15 protein-coding genes are annotated in these 16,570 nt (G+C 63.7%); 6 read left to right on the top strand and 9 right to left on the bottom strand.

The features are described 5' to 3' along the window. Positions 1-4: 4 nt before the first annotated feature. Positions 5-2,071 carry a PTS fructose transporter subunit IIABC gene (locus CAPI_RS04775; RefSeq protein ID WP_018016906.1) on the top strand — a complete coding sequence of 689 codons (2,067 nt, stop codon included), beginning with the start codon at positions 5-7 and terminating at the stop codon, positions 2,069-2,071. 60 nt (positions 2,072-2,131) lie between these two features. Then, positions 2,132-2,398, top strand: a complete 267-nt coding sequence (locus CAPI_RS04770; RefSeq protein WP_018016905.1) for an HPr family phosphocarrier protein — start codon at positions 2,132-2,134, stop codon at positions 2,396-2,398. 8 nt (positions 2,399-2,406) lie between these two features. Here CAPI_RS04770 and CAPI_RS04765 read toward each other — a convergent pair whose 3' ends face one another. Together CAPI_RS04765 and hflX are read right to left on the bottom strand one after the other, a co-directional pair. After that, positions 2,407-3,696 carry a uracil-xanthine permease family protein gene (locus tag CAPI_RS04765; protein WP_026157035.1) on the bottom strand — a complete coding sequence of 430 codons (1,290 nt, stop codon included), beginning with the start codon at positions 3,694-3,696 and terminating at the stop codon, positions 2,407-2,409. A 47-nt stretch (positions 3,697-3,743) separates the two neighbouring features. Continuing rightward, complete coding sequence (hflX, locus tag CAPI_RS04760; protein ID WP_051059699.1) at positions 3,744-5,222, bottom strand: GTPase HflX; 1,479 nt, start codon at positions 5,220-5,222, stop codon at positions 3,744-3,746. Positions 5,223-5,338: 116 nt separating this feature from the next. On the opposite strand from hflX, the gene CAPI_RS04755 reads away from it, so the two are divergent. Beyond that, positions 5,339-6,085: a hypothetical protein gene (locus tag CAPI_RS04755; protein ID WP_018016902.1), complete on the top strand. Its 747-nt coding sequence runs from the start codon at positions 5,339-5,341 to the stop codon at positions 6,083-6,085. Positions 6,086-6,112: 27 nt separating this feature from the next. Beyond that, on the top strand, positions 6,113-6,628 hold the full coding sequence (locus CAPI_RS04750; protein WP_018016901.1) for a hypothetical protein: 516 nt from the start codon (positions 6,113-6,115) through the stop codon (positions 6,626-6,628). Here the strand turns inward: CAPI_RS04750 and dapF are convergent. Both dapF and miaA read right to left on the bottom strand, forming a co-directional pair. Continuing rightward, the gene (dapF, locus tag CAPI_RS04745; protein ID WP_245531607.1) at positions 6,625-7,449 is read right to left on the bottom strand and encodes a diaminopimelate epimerase; all 825 of its coding nucleotides are present in this window, start codon (positions 7,447-7,449) and stop codon (positions 6,625-6,627) included. The two genes, CAPI_RS04750 and dapF, sit on opposite strands and share 4 nt — an antisense overlap. Next, on the bottom strand, positions 7,446-8,372 hold the full coding sequence (gene miaA / locus CAPI_RS04740; protein ID WP_018016899.1) for a tRNA (adenosine(37)-N6)-dimethylallyltransferase MiaA: 927 nt from the start codon (positions 8,370-8,372) through the stop codon (positions 7,446-7,448). The genes dapF and miaA overlap by 4 nt, the downstream gene beginning before the upstream one ends. Positions 8,373-8,521: 149 nt before the next feature. On the opposite strand from miaA, the gene CAPI_RS04735 reads away from it, so the two are divergent. Further along, on the top strand, positions 8,522-9,874 hold the full coding sequence (locus tag CAPI_RS04735) for a DUF349 domain-containing protein (protein ID WP_051059698.1): 1,353 nt from the start codon (positions 8,522-8,524) through the stop codon (positions 9,872-9,874). Beyond that, positions 9,874-10,911, top strand: coding sequence for a GNAT family N-acetyltransferase (locus CAPI_RS04730; RefSeq protein ID WP_018016897.1), 1,038 nt, complete (start codon positions 9,874-9,876; stop codon positions 10,909-10,911). Before CAPI_RS04735 ends, CAPI_RS04730 begins: the two co-directional genes overlap by 1 nt. Positions 10,912-10,956: 45 nt before the next feature. Here CAPI_RS04730 and CAPI_RS04725 read toward each other — a convergent pair whose 3' ends face one another. The 5 genes from CAPI_RS04725 to recA all read right to left on the bottom strand — a co-directional run bounded on the left by CAPI_RS04725 (position 10,957) and on the right by recA (position 16,465). Continuing rightward, a complete protein-coding gene (locus CAPI_RS04725) occupies positions 10,957-12,255 on the bottom strand; it encodes a metallophosphoesterase family protein (RefSeq protein WP_026157032.1) in 1,299 nt (432 codons plus the stop codon). A 167-nt stretch (positions 12,256-12,422) separates the two neighbouring features. After that, entirely contained in the window at positions 12,423-13,055 is a 633-nt protein-coding gene (locus CAPI_RS04720) for an Rv2732c family membrane protein (RefSeq protein WP_018016895.1), read from the bottom strand. A gap of 66 nt (positions 13,056-13,121) precedes the next feature. Then, entirely contained in the window at positions 13,122-14,594 is a 1,473-nt protein-coding gene (miaB, locus tag CAPI_RS04715; protein ID WP_018016894.1) for a tRNA (N6-isopentenyl adenosine(37)-C2)-methylthiotransferase MiaB, read from the bottom strand. 138 nt (positions 14,595-14,732) lie between these two features. Continuing rightward, complete coding sequence (locus CAPI_RS04710) at positions 14,733-15,320, bottom strand: regulatory protein RecX (RefSeq protein ID WP_018016893.1); 588 nt, start codon at positions 15,318-15,320, stop codon at positions 14,733-14,735. Positions 15,321-15,328: 8 nt separating this feature from the next. Further along, complete coding sequence (gene recA / locus CAPI_RS04705; RefSeq protein ID WP_018016892.1) at positions 15,329-16,465, bottom strand: recombinase RecA; 1,137 nt, start codon at positions 16,463-16,465, stop codon at positions 15,329-15,331. Between the last annotated feature and the right edge of the window lie 105 nt (positions 16,466-16,570).

Raw genomic sequence — 16,570 nt, 5'->3', positions numbered from 1 at the left:
AGTCATGAACTCCCCTGTAATATCCGCCCCCCTCGTGGCGCTGGACGTCGATTACGGCGCCGCGCCCCAGGACGTTATTCACCACCTCGCCCAACTCGTCGAAAAGTCCGGGCGCGCGTCGAGCGCCGAGCTTCTCGCGGCCGCTGCAACGGAACGCGAAGGGAAGGCCCCGACGGGAGTGAAAGGCCGCGTCGCGATCCCCCACTGCCGCACGTCAGCGGTCACGGAGCCGACCCTAGCTTTCGCGCGGCTAGCGCGGCCTGTGGATTTTTCCGGCCCGGACGGGGACACCGATCTTGTGTTCCTGATCGCCGCCCCCGAGGGCGGAGGCAAGGAACACCTGAAGATCCTCTCGAAGCTCGCCGGGGCCCTCGTCCGCGGGGATTTCGTTGATATCCTACGCTCGGTGTCAACCCCCGACGAGGTTGTTCAGGCGGTCCTCGAGGTTGTCAACGCTGCCCCGAAGGCGAAAAAGGCCCAGGCGGCCCAACCAGGATCCTCGGCGAAACGCGTGTACCGCATCGCCGCGGTGACCTCCTGCCCCACCGGGATCGCCCACACGTACATGGCCGCCGACGCGTTGAGCCAGGCCGCATCCAAGCGCGATGACGTCGAGCTCGTCGTCGAGCCGCAGGGATCTTCCGGCGGCGACCGACTTGACCCCGCTTTCGTTGAAAGCGCCGACGCGGTGATCTTCGCCCACGAGGTCGCCGTTCGCGACAAGGCTAGGTTCGCCGGCAAGCCGGTCATTGACGTCCCTGTCAAGCGCGGTATCAACGAGGCCGACAAGCTTATCAACGATGCCATCGCCGCCGCCAACAACCCCAATGCACCCCGGATCGCGGCTGCGTCATCCTCGACGGCTGCGGCAGAGGGCGCCACGGATGCGTCGGAAGGCGAGAGCTGGCCCCGCCGTATCCAGCAGGCCGTCATGACCGGCGTGTCGTACATGGTCCCCTTCGTCGCAGCGGGCGGGTTGCTCCTCGCCCTCGGATTCCTCGTCGGCGGCTACGACATGGCAAATGGGTGGGAAGAGATTGTCACCCAGTTCTCACCCGCACACCTTCCGGGCCACGAAGTTCTTGTCGACGGCTCCGCGGTCACCTTTGATCGCTCGGGGCTCGCCCTCTACCTCGGCGCGGTGCTCTTTGCCACGGGACAAATGGGCATGGGCTTTGTGGTCTCTGCCCTGTCCGGGTATATCGCATACGGCCTCGCAGGCCGCCCAGGCATCGCGCCCGGGTTTATCGGTGGCGCCATTTCGGTCATGGTGGGTGCCGGGTTCATCGGTGGCTTGATCACTGGCCTGCTTGCGGGCTTGATCGCTCTGTGGATTCAGGGGTGGAAAGTTCCACGCTGGCTCGGCTCGCTCATGCCCGTCGTGATCATCCCTCTGCTTACCTCCCTCGCGGTCGGTCTCGTGATGTTCCTCCTGCTCGGCCGCCCGTTGGAAGCGATCATGAACGGCCTGCAGAACTGGCTGTCCTCGATGAGCGGATCTTCGGCGGTCCTGCTCGGCATCATCATCGGCCTCATGATGTGTTTCGACCTTGGCGGGCCCGTGAACAAAGCCGCCTACCTCTTCGGCACCGCGGGTTTGTCCGCGGGCACGGAGGCCAGCTACCAGATCATGGCCGCCGTCATGATTGCCGGCATGGTTCCCCCCATCGCGTTGTCGATTGCGACATTCATCCGGAAGAACCTCTTCACACCGGCCGAGCAGGAAAACGGCAAGTCGGCGTGGCTACTGGGCCTATCCTTCGTCTCCGAGGGTGCCATTCCGTTCGCGGCCGCGGACCCCTTCCGGGTGATTCCTTCCATGATGCTGGGCGGGGCGACCGCCGGAGCCGTCTCCATGGCCTTCCACACGGGTGTCCGGGCTCCCCACGGTGGGATTTTCGTGATTTTCGCCTATGACCCCTGGTGGGCAATGTTCATCGCACTCGCCGCAGGCGTCGCGGTCGGAACCGCAGCCGTACTCCTGGCAAAGCAGGTCTGGCCCAACAAGGCGATTGAAGAGGCCGCCGTAGATGCAGCAGAAACACCCTCGGAACAACCGGTGGCGGCCTAAGGCGCAACGGCTCTAAACTGGCGGGCGTACGTCAAACTAAGTAGAAAGGTGCCTCAATTCATGGCTTCCAAAACCGTTATAGTTGGCTCCACAGTCGGGTTGCACGCCCGCCCAGCTACGATTATCGCAGACGCCGCTGGCGAATACGACGAGGAAATTATCCTTACTTTGCCGGGCGGAGACGAAGACGATGAAACCGACGCCGCGTCTTCCCTGATGATCATGGCGATGGGTGCTGAGCACGGAGACGAGGTCACCGTTACTTCCGACAACACTGAGGCCGTCGAGAAGATCGCGGGCCTTATCGAGCAGAACCTCGACGCCTAGCGTGACGTCTAGCTAAACGACCGGGCGTGCCGTCCCTCCCCGAGGGTACGGTACGCCCATCGCATTAGCGGGTAAAGAACGATAATCCCTACCGACCCGAGTGCGATCCCGCCCAGGGTGACTGCTCCGAAGGAGAGGGAGAGATCCCCAACCCCCGCGGTCAAAGCTACGGCAGCTGCCGTCAGATTGACGGGGTCGGTGAATGACACATTGTTCTCCTGCCAGATCCTCACGCCCAGCATTCCGATCAGCCCGTAGAGCACGAGGCACGCGCCTCCTAGCACTCCCGCTGGAATCGTAAAGATAACCGCCCCGAACTTCGGGACGAATGCCAGCACGACCGCGAACGCGGAGGCCACCCAGTAAGCAGCAGTTGAATAGACGCGTGTTGCTGCCATGACCCCGATGTTCTCGGCATACGTCGTCGTTCCCGACCCGCCGAACGACCCGGCCAGGGTCGTCGCGATGCCGTCGCCAATCAGAGCTCGACCCTGAACGTCGTCGAGATTGCTCCCGGTCATTTCAGAGACCGCCTTGACGTGACCAACGTTTTCCGCAATCAGGACCACGACGACGGGCAACGCCACGAGAATAGCTGAGAGATTGAACTCCGGTGTGTGGAACTGGGGCACACCAAACCACGGAGCTGCGTCGATGCGCTCTACCGCGTCGTCGGCCAGGCCGCCCGTCATCGCCGCGGCAACCCAGCCCGCGATCACCCCGATTAGGATGCTGAGGCGAGCGACCATGCCGCGAGTAGCAACCGTCGAGAACGCGATGCACGCGAGTGTGATGGCTCCGATAAGGGGCTGGGATTGGAAGTTGGCAACTGCCGTTGGGGCTAGGTTGAGCCCGATGAGGGCGACAATCGCCCCGGTGACTGCCGGGGGCATTACGGCGTCAATCGATCGCTTGCCCACCCGGTCGACGATCGCGCCCACGACGATGAGCAGCAGGCCGCTGGCCAGCACCCCGCCAAGTTGGGCGCCGATCCCGTAATGAGCCGAGGCGGTAAGCGGGGCGATGAAAGCAAACGACGAACCGAGGTATGAGGGCAGTGTGTTGCGTGTGAGGAGAAGGAAGATCATAGTGCCCAGCCCGGAGAACAACAACGTCGTGTTCGCTGGGAAACCGGTCAGAGTTGGCACCAGCAAGGTGGCGCCGAACATCGCAACCACGTGCTGCATCCCGATACCAAAGGTACGAGGCCAGCTCAATCGCTCCCCTGGAGCGACTACTTCACCCGGGGCAACGTTTCGTCCGTCTCCGTGCAGGGTCCATCCACGCAAAATGCTCACGGGGGGTTAGCGTATTGGACCCGGACGCGTTTAACGCGCATTAGGGCCTAAACAACGAACTCCGCGAACTGGTCGGCGAGGACCGGGGGCAGGCGGACGTCGAGAAGCGTTCCCTCCGCCTCGTACGACTCGGCGCGCACAGTTCCCTCCTGGTGGACCCGGCTCACGATATCGCCACGCGTGAATGGCACGAGCAGCTGCACGCGCGTCTCGATGCTGTTGAGGAACATCTCGATGGCACCCTCAAGTTCAGAGATCCCTTCCCCCGTCAGCGCCGAGACGAAGACTGCGGTCCGGCCGGCCTCGTCGAAGGCGTGGCGGAGCTGGGCAAGCACTATGCCGTCCGCCTGATCAACCTTGTTAACCACGATGATTTCGGGCGGAATGGTCTCCCCGCCGTCTCGGGTGATGCTCGCGAGCACGTTATTGACAGCTTCGACCTGCTTAAGGGGGAACAGGTCGGACCCGTCAACGACGTGGAGCAGCAGGTCAGCGCCCGTCACTTCCTCAAGGGTGGACTTGAATGCTTCGACGAGCTGTGTGGGCAGGTGGCGGACAAAACCGACGGTATCGGTGAGCACGACAGTCCGCCCGTCTGCAAGTTGCGCGCGCCGGGTGGATGGGTCAAGCGTGGCGAAGAGCGCGTCTTCGACGAGGACACCAGCATTGGTCATCGCGTTGACCAACGAGGACTTACCAGCGTTGGTGTACCCGGCGATCGCGATTTTCGGCGTCGTGGCGCGCTGGCGTCGTGCCCGCTTGATCTCGCGGGCCGTCTTCATCCCGCGCAGCTCGTGGCGCAATTTGGCCATCTCTGTCCGGAGTCGGCGCCGGTCCGCCTCGATCCGAGTCTCACCCGGGCCGCGCAGTCCCACGCCTCCGTTTGACCCCGCCCGGCCACCCGCCTGGCGCGACAGGTTACCGCCCCACCCACGCGTGCGGGTGTACAAGTACTCCATCTGCGCGAGGCTGACCTGGGCCTTGCCCTCTTTACTCTTTGCGTGCTGGGCGAAAATGTCGAGGATAAGCATGGTCCGGTCGATGACCTTAATTTTCAGCGCCTCTTCAAGCGCTACCATCTGACCGGGTGAGAGTTCGCCGTCGAAAACCGCGGTATCGGCGCCGGTCGCGTCGACAATCTCTTTGAGCTCCTTGACCTTGCCCGAGCCGATATAGGTGCCCGGGTCCGGCTTGTCTCGCTTCTGGTAGAGGAGCTCGAGAACTTCCGCACCGGCCGTCTCCGCTAGCGCAGCGAGCTCGTTCATGTTGGCCTCGATGGCTGCGATGCTCCCCTCCGTCCACACGCTCACCAGAATGACTTGCTCCAGGCGGAGCTTGCGATACTCCACCTCATAGCCGGATTCCGGGTCCTCGGAGCGCAGCTCGGTGGAGCGGTTGACGCGTCGGAAAGAATTACGTTCTTCGAGGTCCAAGTCGCCGACGGTGGGCGCCAAAGCCGGAGATTCTTGGATGTCGAAGTCCTCGCCGATGGAAAGGTGACTGTTGCTGGGGATAGTTCGTGTCATTGAGCCCTTAGTGTAGAGAAAGATATCGGCGCACCACAGCGCGCCACGCATGTCTGATCAACACACTCGCGGCCAGCTTTCTTCCCAGCGGTCCGCAAAGGTTAGAATTGTGCGTCATGAGCGATACCATCAGCACCGACCTGTCTAGCATCGGCCTTGGGTTTACCCGCTGGCAGGACGCGGTCGAGGCGGCCATCACCACTAACCGTCTTGAGGTCACGGGCGAGGTCCGAGGAGGCCAGCTCATCCAGTACAGCGACCCCTCGGGGGCGCAGCTGAACATCCTCGCCGTCGAGCCGTTCGCCACGTTCGCCGGTTTTCAGGCCGCGACGCGTACCTTTGCGCACATCACGATGCTTAACGACGTCGTCGCGCTGGCCGACATCGTCGACCCCCACGGAAACTCCATTGCGACGGTGACTGTCAATCTGGCCCAAGGCCCGCTGATTGCTGAACAGCCCACCCTGCGGTGGCAGGAGCTGAGCATCACCGCGCTTGGTCTCGACGTGCGGCTCTACGACAGCGTCGACGACTTCCTCACGTCGACCACGGATACACTTGGCGAGGTCTATTCCACCGGCGCCGCTCTCATCAACGCCGGTACCGCGACGACCCCCGACGCCGGGGCGCGCTTTTCCGGGCGTGTTCTCGAGGCCGAGTACCGCACCAGCGAGCTAACCGGTCAGCGTTTCATTCACGTCTCCATCGACGGGGCGTTCCCCTTCGAGGTGTGTATTCCAGACGGCGAACTCCCGGCCCGGAATTCCGTTGTTGCTGGCACCGCCCTTCTCGCCGCCTCGATCCCCGCTCCCGCCGGAGGCGGCTGCGGCTGTGGCGGATCCTGTGGCTGCGGCGGACATTAGTCGCCTGATCGAGGGAGGCTGACGGCTGTGGGGTCCTCAAGGCGCGACCTAAGCTGGGCGCTCGGAGCGGCATTCATCCTCGCCTGCGCGGGGGTCCTCGTCACCGCGCTTCGCCTTCCGGGGTTTGTCTTGGCGCTTCTCCTGCTTCTTGGGTTTGCCACGCTCAGAACAAGAATGGGGGCCGACCCCGAGGTCGCGGCCTTGCGGGCATCACTCGGCATCGCGCGCGACGACATCGCCGACGTTCTGGCGGAGTTCGACGAACTGCTTCATGGGCTGACCCCTGAAGCAGTCGCCGACCGGACCTTGCACTTCCCTGCCCTAGCCGACCCGTCTACCACCAACCCCGTCATTCAGGACTTCCACCTGCGCGCGGCGGCCGCTCAGCGCTTTGTGGCCCGGATTGACGCGCATTGTGCGTCCCATGATCTTGACCGGGGCAAGCTAGAGAAGCTCATCGCCATCGCCGACGAGCGCGCGCTGGCACTGGCGGCGTCGTGGAAAGACGCGCGGCGCGCGGCTCGAGAGCTGGGCAGCGCCTAAAGGTCGACGGTTCCCCGCGCCACAATTCGCGACGGCCCCGTCATCACGGCCTTGGACTCGTTGATATCCACGCGGATCTCACCGCCGGGCACGTGGACGAGGACCGAGCCGTTGACAATTCCTTTGTCAGCAAGCGCGGCCATGGCCGCTGCGACGGTGCCCGTGCCGCAGGAGCGAGTCTCTCCCACGCCCCGCTCCCAGACCCGCATGTGCACCTCTCCGTGTGTGAGCTCGGTGAGGATCTCTACGTTGACTCCGGCGGGGAAGAAAGCATCGTCGTAAACCGGTGCCACGAGTTCGAGATTTCGCAGCTCTTCCTCGGTAAGCCCAGGAATGACGGCTGCCAGATGGGGATTTCCGACATCCACCCCCAACCCGGCGAACGCGAGCTCCCCCATCTTCGCCGTGGAGACGCCCGTGACCGCAATCTGGCCCATGTCCACCTGCACCGTCGCGTCGCGACGCGTCGCGTTATTCACAACTACCCGCTTCGCGCCCGCGCGAGTGTCCACGTCGAACTCGTCGTGGTCTTCCAAACCCTCAGCTCGCAGGACGTGGGCAAAGACGCGTATCCCATTGCCACACATTTCCGCCACAGAACCGTCGGCGTTCCGGTAATCCATACACCACCGGCCGTCACGACGCACGATCCGGAGGAGGCCGTCCGCCCCGATCCCGGTTCGGCGATCGCACAACGCGGCAACGGTGGCCGCGTCGAGATCTACCTCATCAGACGGATCGGGGATGACGACAAAGTCGTTTTCGGTGCCGTGCCCTTTAAGAAACGGCACCGCTTGTCGCTGCAGGTTCTGTTCTGTCACGGCAGCGAGTGTAGCGCGAGGTGTCGGAGGTCCGGCGCGTCCGCCGGCAGCCAGGTGATCCGGCCGTCCCGGTTGAACCAGGAACGCTGGCGCCTGACATAGCGGCGGGTGCCGCGTTCGGTCGACTGCTGCGCCTCGTCAACGCTGAGACCCCCGGCTAGGTAGTCCAAGACCTGGGCGTAACCAATCGCCCGCCCCGCCGTGGAGTCCGCCCGCAAGCCTTGGCCCACGAGGTGCTTGACCTCGTCGACGAGCCCCTGGGAGAACATCTGTTCGGTGCGACGCGCGATGCGGGGGTTGAGCCACTCCGGCGAGGTGCGGAGGCCGAGAATGCGAGTACCCCACCGCGGCGGCGCATCACGCGGGGGCTGGGAGGCCTGGAAAGGTTGGCCGGTCAGCTCGATGACCTCGAGGGCGCGCACTGTGCGGCGCGGGTCTTTATCTTCAATAACGGCAGCCGCGCCCGGATCGAGCGTGGCCAGGCGGGCATGCAATGCATCGATGCCCACCTCCGCCAGCTCAGCTTCCCACCGGGCACGAATAGATGGGTCCGTGGGCGGGAAGCTCCATGCGTCGAGAAGCGATTGCACGTAGAGCATCGACCCCCCTACGAGGATGGGCACTTTCTCGCGCGACATGATCTCCTCGACAGCTGACACTGCGAGGGATTGGTACTCAGCGACAGACGCTGTGACGGTCACCGGCCAGATGTCCAACAGGTGGTGAGGAATGCCCTCCCGTTCCTCCACGGGGAGCTTCGCGGTTCCGATGTCCATTCCGCGGTAGAGCTGCATCGAGTCCACGTTGACGATCTCGCCATCGAGCGCGTGAGCAAGCGAGATACCCAGCGCAGACTTGCCGGAAGCCGTCGGGCCGACGACAGCGACAGGGGTGATGTGGCGGGGCTGTGCGGAAGCGGTCACAGCGCAAGCCTAGTGATGCCCCTGCCGGGGGAATGCGGGCAGTGCGCCACGGGTGTCAGTAAAATTGTTGCAACATGCGGGTGGACGATGCAGGCGCCACCTCGCTGGCAGCCGTGTCGCGCGGCACCTCGACCCGAAAGGACCTCATCATGACGCAGCCTTCAACCTCGGCAGCGGGTTCCCCCACCCCCACCCCGGGCGCACTGCCCAGCCGTAAGCCGGGTCCGCGTCCGGGTCCCCTTTCGACCGCACCCCCGGTGACGCCCGCGCCTGCGCACTCATCTCGCGCCCCCGAGACGTTCGGCCGGGTTGCCGAAGACGGAACTGTCTACGTCTCCCGCCGCGGAGCTGAGCGCGTTATTGGTTCGTGGCAGGCCGGCACACCCGAAGAGGGCGTGGCGCACTACGTTCAGCGCTTTGACGATGTGGCCACGGAGGTTGCGCTGCTGGAAACCCGGTTGTCGGCGCACCCCGAAGATGCCGATACCCTCCGTTCCCAGGCTCAGTCCCTGAAAGACTCCTTGGATGAGCAGGCCGTAATCGGAGACCTCGACGCTCTAGAGAAGCGCCTTGACAGCGTCATCGAATCCTCGGGGAAGGCCAGGGAGGCCGCAGCCCAGGCCAAACAGGCCCGCCGAGCAGAGGCCATCGCCCGCAAGGAAGCGCTTGCTGTCGAAGCCGAGGAGCTAGCAGAGAACTCCACGGAGTGGAAGGCCGCTGGTGACCGCATTCGGGCCATCCTCCACGAATGGCGCACGATCCGAGGCATCGACCGTGCCACCGACGACCTGTTGTGGAAGCGCTATTCGCGCGCACGCGATGTCTTTAACCGTCGCCGCGGTTCACACTTCGCGGAGCTGGACCGCAACCGAGCGGCTGCCCGTAAAACCAAAGAAGACCTCGTGCGTCGCGCCCAAGCCCTCCAGGATTCGACCGACTGGAACGACACCGCACGCGCCTACCGCGATCTCATGACGGAATGGAAGTCCGCCGGGCGGGCGCCGCGCGACGTCGACGATCAGCTGTGGGCAGAGTTCCGCGCCGCCCAGGATCACTTTTTCGCGGCCCGAAACGCGATCAACGCCGAGCGCGACCGCGAGTTCGAGGCAAACGCCCAGGCAAAGGACGCGCTCATCGCCGAGTACGATTCCTTGGTTGACCCCGCCAGGGGGTTGGGTGCAGCTAATGCCAAGCTGCGCGAGCTGCAGGACAAGTGGGAGGAGATCGGTTTCGTCCCGCGAGGCAAGGTGCGCGAGTACGAGGAAAAGATCGGCGCGATCGAAAAGCGTGTCGCGGACGCGGAGGAGTCCCGCTGGCGCAAGTCCGATCCCGCAGCCCAAGACAAGGTGAATCAATTTCAGGTCAAGGCCGATGACCTGACCCGCCAGGCGGAGGCAGCCGAGGCGCGGGGGGAGAGTGCGAAGGCCGCGGAGCTACGTGCCCAAGCTGACCAGTGGCAGGAGTTTGCCGACGTCGCCGCGAAAGCAGTCGACGGCAGCTAGTGCTTACCCCGCTCGTCGTAGGTCGCGCCGGGACGTCCGATTGTGAGGAGGCGGTCGCGGCCTACGTATTCTCCGCCACGCTCGCCATCCAGGACATCACGGGGCTGGCGTCATCCGGGGTGACAGCCTCGCACGTTGCAAAGCGACTCGAGGGTTCCGCCGAGTCTCGCTCCTACCTCTTCGCACTGTCCTCGCGCACCGCTCCTCGCCCGCTCGGCGAGCTCGGCTACCCCGCCCTTACCACCGCTGACCTTCTGGACAGCGAAGCCTGGGTGTTCGTTTCCCTTCCGCTGTTAGAGGACCTCGCAGTTATCGAGGCCCATGTCACCCTCGATGCCGCGATCGCCCCGCTGCCCGGCGAGGCCATTCCCTCGGACCCGTGGAACTCCGCACTGTCGCTTCTCGACGCCCTGTCAACCGCCCTCGACAGGCCTATCCGCCAAGTGTGGGTCACCGGCCAGGCCCCTTCCTGCCTGAACGATTTCGGCTACGAGCCCGCGTTCACCGAGGTCCAGGCAGTTTTCGGTGTGCCCGAACTGCCGGCAGGCTCGTGTGACGTGGTGGCCGACATGGCGTTCTCCCTCGCCGACCTCGCCGGGCTCCGCGGCGTCCTCACCTCATCTTCGCGCCACTACCCCTGCGGTGACCTGATCATGGACACCGTGGACTGGAACGAGGCACGGCTTCGCGATGCCGGCGCGCGCCTGCTTGACCGCGGCGGCGCCCAGCTCACGGCGCTGGCGCGCGATGACACCGGTCGCGTGACGGGCATGGCCGAGGTGGTGCACTACGACTCAGACGCTAACAACCTGTGCGAGCTCGGCCTGATTTACGTGCTCCCCGACCATCGCCGCCGAGGCCACGGCACGCGGATGATCCGCTCCGCGCTCGCCGCAGCGCGCGAGCGCTGGCCGAAGGTCGATACCGCGTATCTCTCCTACCCCGCGGGAGATTCAGCTGCGGAGGCGGTGGCGGCCTCCCTCGGAGCGCGCGAGGTGTCCGCTACCACGGCGTGGCAAAAGGCCGGCGGATCCTGAGCCGACGGTTCCGTGGCGGCGCAACTGACGGAGCTGAGGCAGAGCTTATCCCCGCGGCAGATTCACGTAGTCCGGCAGCGGCAACGGGGCGTCGATAGGTTGTTTGGCGGGGTTCATGTCTATGCCTAGATCCTTGGCAAAGATAAGGCGGGTCGATTCGTAGACGCGCTGTGAGTTCTCGTTGAGCTCAAAGACGCGCGCGCCACGCAGCGTGTTCTGCATCCACGTGCCGTCGTGTAGGCCGTAGGGGGCGAATCCCGTGCCCGGGCAGTAACCGAGCTCTACTCCAAAGTAGTCGCCCTTGTAGCTGTTGATGTGGTCGTGGCCGCAGTAGATCCCCAGCACGTCCCCACGGTCGCGCACCGCCGCGTACATGCCAGAGTTGAAGGAGCCGTAGTAGACATCCTCGTTTTTTACCCCGTCGATGCCGAAGGTGTTCTTGGCCTTGATGTGGTTGACCTCTGCGTGGTTCGCGGGCCCTCCATACCACATGTCGCGGTGCTCGTAGGTGGGGATGTGGAAGTACATCAGGCCCGGGATCGTACGGCCGAAGCGCTGCTCGGTCTCCTTTGACGCGGCGAGGTACCAGTCGATCTGTGCGGGACGAATGTAGTCGTAGTGCGGCACGTCGTCGTTGTTCTGGACCGGGTCGGCCTCCGGCAGGTAGTTGCCCGAGTCGAGCAGCCAGATCGCGAACTTGGCGACGTCCCGCTCACGCGACCCGGCCACGAGCAACTGCGCGTCCGAGTGACCGTACGGGCGATCGCCGGCGGGCGGGTTGAGGTTGTGCTTGTACTGGCGCACGAAGTCCGCCATGTGGCGTTCGTAAACTCCGGTGCCTGCGGCTTCCACGGAGTCCTCGTCGTGGTTGCCGAACGTCACTGCCCACGCGACCTGACGGTCCTCCACCGGGCGCACCACATTGTTGATCGCCTGGTAGACCTCCGCGGGTGTTGTGGGCCCGTCGGTGATGACATCGCCGTTGATGAGAGCAAAATCGGGCTTTTCTCGGTCGAGGACCTTACCCATGAACTCGATGGTCCGCTTATCCGTCAGGTGATCGTCCTGGGTGCCGTTGAACTGGACGATTTTGAAACGGCCCTCCTCGTTAAACGCTAGCGGTAGCGCCGCCGGATGGGTTGTGCCCGGGTCCGAGGTGCCGCTGGACTCGGCGATCGAGCTTAATCCCGGCAGCGAGGACATCGAGGACATCGTAGTCTGCGCCCGCGCCGGGGCTCCGAGGCCCGCCATTGCGGCGGCAACCGCTGCGGCGCCCCCTCCCCGCAAGATTGCTCGGCGCGACAGGTGGCGGTCTTTGTCGTTGCTGGGCTGCTCGGAGGTCATCGATGTCCTTTCCGGGTTGCGGTCTGTCTTCCGGGCCGCCGCGGACATTAGACCTCCCGGATACACCCCGGATAAACCCCGGATGGACCCCGGATGGACCCCGGATGGACAGGGAGCAAACTCTCGGTAAATTCTCCTAACTCACCCGCGTGCGTGGGACGCTATGCCTACTGGAAGCGGCGGTGCCTCTCAGCGGCGCGGGCGCGGCGGTCGTCGACAAGCAGGGGGTTGCTCTTCCCGCGCGAGATCGCTGCGCTCGCCTGCGCCCGGGCCACGTCGTCGTACTGATCGGCGTTGCGCAGCTGCTCGGCCAGCTCCCTTTGGGCCGGGGTTCGTCGCACGACCACGGGGATGTAGGAAAAAACAGCAACGGCCACAGCGGCGATAGCCAAATAAATGCCGGGGCCGTGGTGCAGCCCGGCATCGAAGGCAGTGCTCGATCGGCGCAACCAGATGGCGAGCAGCGCTAGGACCAAAGAGAGCGTCGTGACCATCCACGCCGGGGCAGCAATCGCAAAGCGCCGCGTCGCGACCACCAGAGAGGTCAGCAGCGCGAGCCCCAAAAAGCTGGACCATACGAAAAGCAGCTCCGTGACCTTGGCCTGCGCGGCGTGTGCTGCGTCGCTCGGTACCAGCAGCTGCCAGCCGCTAGCTTCCCCGGCGAACGGCAGGAACAGAGCCACCACATAGGCAACAACGCACCCCGTCAAGACCCAGCGCGACGAACCGAGCTCAACGCTTATCGACGCTTCTCTTTCGCGCCGCGCCAACTCCTGCGCACTTACGGGCGATTCGCTCATCCTCTGCCTCCTCGGTTGTCAACCCTGGCCCTGAACCCTGGCCGTGGACTCTGGCCCTCACCGGCTCTAATTTTTCGTGCCACAGCAGGCCGAACCCGCGGGCGATTCCGCAGGTGCGGGGCGGCCTATCGTCGGCAAGCCTAGGCCAACTCCGATCGGTGCCGTCGTGGGGCGGGTGCCCACCTCCGCGTTGTCCCCCGCCTTGGTACGCCGATGACTGCGCACCCCGGAGTCGGCGATGAGGAAATGCGGCTTAGAGTCGGTTATCTCGACGCATACAACGTCGCCTGGGCGAATCTGCCCGTCAAGGTTTCCCTCGGCTCGGAAATGGACCAAGCGCCCATCGCGGGCACGCCCCGACATGCGGTGGGTTTCCCCGTTCTTGCGCCCTCCCCCGGCTTGGACAAGCAGCTCCTGCTCGGTGCCGACCAGCTTCGCGTTCTCCTCCGCGCTGATACGCTCTTGGAGTGCCACGAGGCGCTCGAACCGCTCCTGTACGACGTCCTTCGGGACCTGGGGTTCCATCGCTGCGGCCGGAGTGCCCGGGCGCGGCGAGTACTGGAACGTGAAGGCCGAGGTAAACCGCGCCTTTTCCACCACATCCAGGGTGGCTTGGAAGTCCTCCTCCGTTTCACCCGGGAAGCCGACGATGATGTCGGTGGTAATCGACGCGTGCGGCAGATTCTCGCGCACCTCGTCGAGGATGGTCAGGAACTTCATTGAACGGTAAGATCGTCGCATCTCCTTGAGCACTCGATCCGAACCCGACTGCAGCGGCATGTGCAGCTGCGGGCACACGTTCGGGGTTTCTGCCATAGCCTCAATGACGTCGGAGGTGAACTCGGCGGGATGCGGTGAGGTGAAGCGCACCCGCTCTAAGCCCTCGATTTCACCGCACGCGCGAAGCAGCTTGGAGAAGGCCGAGCGGTCTCGCTCCAGCTCTGGGTCAACGAAGTTGACGCCGTAGGCATTGACGTTCTGGCCCAGCAGCGTCACTTCGGACACGCCCTGATCCACAAGCGCCTGCACCTCAGCGAGAATGTCGCCGGGCCGGCGATCGAGTTCTTTGCCGCGCAAGGAGGGCACGATACAGAACGTGCAGGTGTTGTTGCACCCGACGGAAATGGACACCCATCCGGCGTAAGAGGACTCACGCTTCGCCGGCAAAACGGACGGGAACACCTTAAGCGACTCAACGACCTCGACTTGAGCTTCGTCGTTCACACGGGCCCGCTCCAACAACGCGGGCAGCGCAGACATGTTGTGTGTGCCAAACACAGCGTCGACCCACGGCGCTTTCTGAACCACTCTGTCGCGGTCCTTCTGGGCGAGGCATCCACCGACTGCAATCTGCATTCCCGGATGGCGGTCCTTAGTGTGCTTAAGGTGCCCCAGCGTCCCGTAGAGTCGCTGATCCGCGTTGTCCCGAACTGCGCATGTGTTAAATACGACGAGGTCGGCCTCTCCACCGTCCGCGACTGCAACGTACCCTGCCTCCTCGAGCATTCCGGACAGACGCTCGGAATCATGGACGTTCATTTGGCAACCGAAAGTGCGCACCTCGTAGGTCCGCTGATCTCCGGGTTTCGTTGACGTTGTCACGGTCGAAGATTCTAACGCTGCCGCGGTCGCGGGCATAAACCGTGGAGGGGCAGTTAGCGGGGCGTTCTCAACGCTTTACTCCACATCGCGCAGACGAGCATTCAGAGCGTCGCGCGCGGTGCGCAAACTCAGTGCGCTATCGTATCCTCGCCGGGCTAGCATACCGACAACGCGACGAAGCAGCTTGTCGTACTCCGCGCGGTCCGCAGGACGCTGGCGGATGGTATTGACCTTCTTCTCCGCGATATGGCGCGCCGCAGCTTCTTCGTCTTCTCGAGTCAGTTGCGCCAGAGCTTCTTGTCGCGCCTGCGCCGCAACTCCCTTTTGCTTTAGCTCGTTGTCAAGCGCGGCGGCTGCCTTGCCTCGATGCGCCGCGCGTTGACGGACCCATTCACGGGCGAACGCCGTGTCGTCGATAAGACCGCTACGCTCGAGACCGTCAAGAACGTCATCAACGAGCTGCGGGGCGAATTCCGCGGCGCAGAGTCTGTCCCTCAATTCACTGCGTGACCGGGCTCGCTGATCTAGAAGGCCGAGGGCCCGCGCGCGGATCGGGGCGAGCGCCTCCTCCCGGGGGCGGTCGAAGAAATCACCCTTGTACGTCTCCACATCTTCAAGAGCGGTGCGGAGACGGGCGATTTTTTCTGGGTCTGGTGCAGGCATAGGCACACCTATTCAGAGACGCTGAGGCCGAGACCATCCTCATCATCGTCGTCGAAATCGATGCTGGGGACCATATCCACGGGATCGTCAGTCAGAGCGTCCGCGTCGACGGCGGCGTTGGCGTAGTTACCCACGCCAAGTTTCTCGAAGATCTTGTCCTCGATTTCATCAGCGAGCTGGGCGTTGTCCTTCAAATACAGACGCGCCTTTTCCTTACCTTGCCCCAGCTGGTCGCCCTCGTAGGTAAACCAGGACCCCGACTTCTTGACGATGCCGTTGTCGACGCCCATGTCAATAATGGAGGACTCTCGCGAGATCCCTTCCCCGTACATGATGTCAAACTCCGCGATCTTGAACGGGGGCGAGACCTTGTTCTTGACCACTTTGAGTTTTGTCCGGTTTCCGATCGAATCCTGGCCATCCTTCAACGTTTGGATACGACGGACGTCGCACCGCACGGACGCGTAGAATTTCAGCGCCTTGCCGCCTGTAGTCGTTTCCGGCGAACCGAACATCACACCGATCTTTTCGCGTAGCTGGTTGATGAAAATGGCGGTCGTGCCCGAGTTGTACAAAGCTCCGGTCATTTTCCGCAGCGCTTGCGACATGAGGCGGGCTTGGAGACCAACATGCGAGTCACCCATTTCACCTTCGATCTCAGCTTTCGGGGTAAGCGCTGCCACCGAATCGATGACAATGATGTCAATTGCCCCGGATCGGACGAGCATGTCGGCGATTTCCAGGGCCTGCTCACCCGTATCCGGCTGGGAGACGAGGAGGTTGTCCGTGTCCACGCCGAGTTTGCGCGCATAATCCGGATCGAGCGCATGCTCGGCGTCGATAAACGCGGCGATGCCGCCCGCACGCTGTGCCGAGGCGATCGCATGCAAAGCCACGGTTGTTTTACCTGAGGACTCTGGCCCGTAGATCTCGACGATTCGACCGCGCGGCCACCCGCCGATGCCGAGGGCAACGTCGATCGCGGTATTGCCGGAGGAGATCGACTGGATCGGCGGACGGTTCTCCTCGCCGAGCCGCATAATCGCGCCCTTGCCAAAATCTTTTTCGATCATGGCTAGCGCCGCGTCAAGCGCGTTCTTGCGGTCATCTCCAGTCGCGGCTGTCGCTTTCTTCTTCGTGGCCATTGTTCTCCCTTTAACGATGTGCTGTCCCCAGCGTGGTGCTATCTACTCAGCTATTTAGACTGCGGTTACCCCGTCAATGGTTCCCCTTCGGGACCATTAAACTGA

Origin of the sequence: Corynebacterium capitovis DSM 44611 (assembly GCF_030440535.1) — a bacterium.
Taxonomy (GTDB): domain Bacteria; phylum Actinomycetota; class Actinomycetes; order Mycobacteriales; family Mycobacteriaceae; genus Corynebacterium; species Corynebacterium capitovis.
This window is presented reverse-complemented; position numbering and strand designations above follow the sequence as displayed.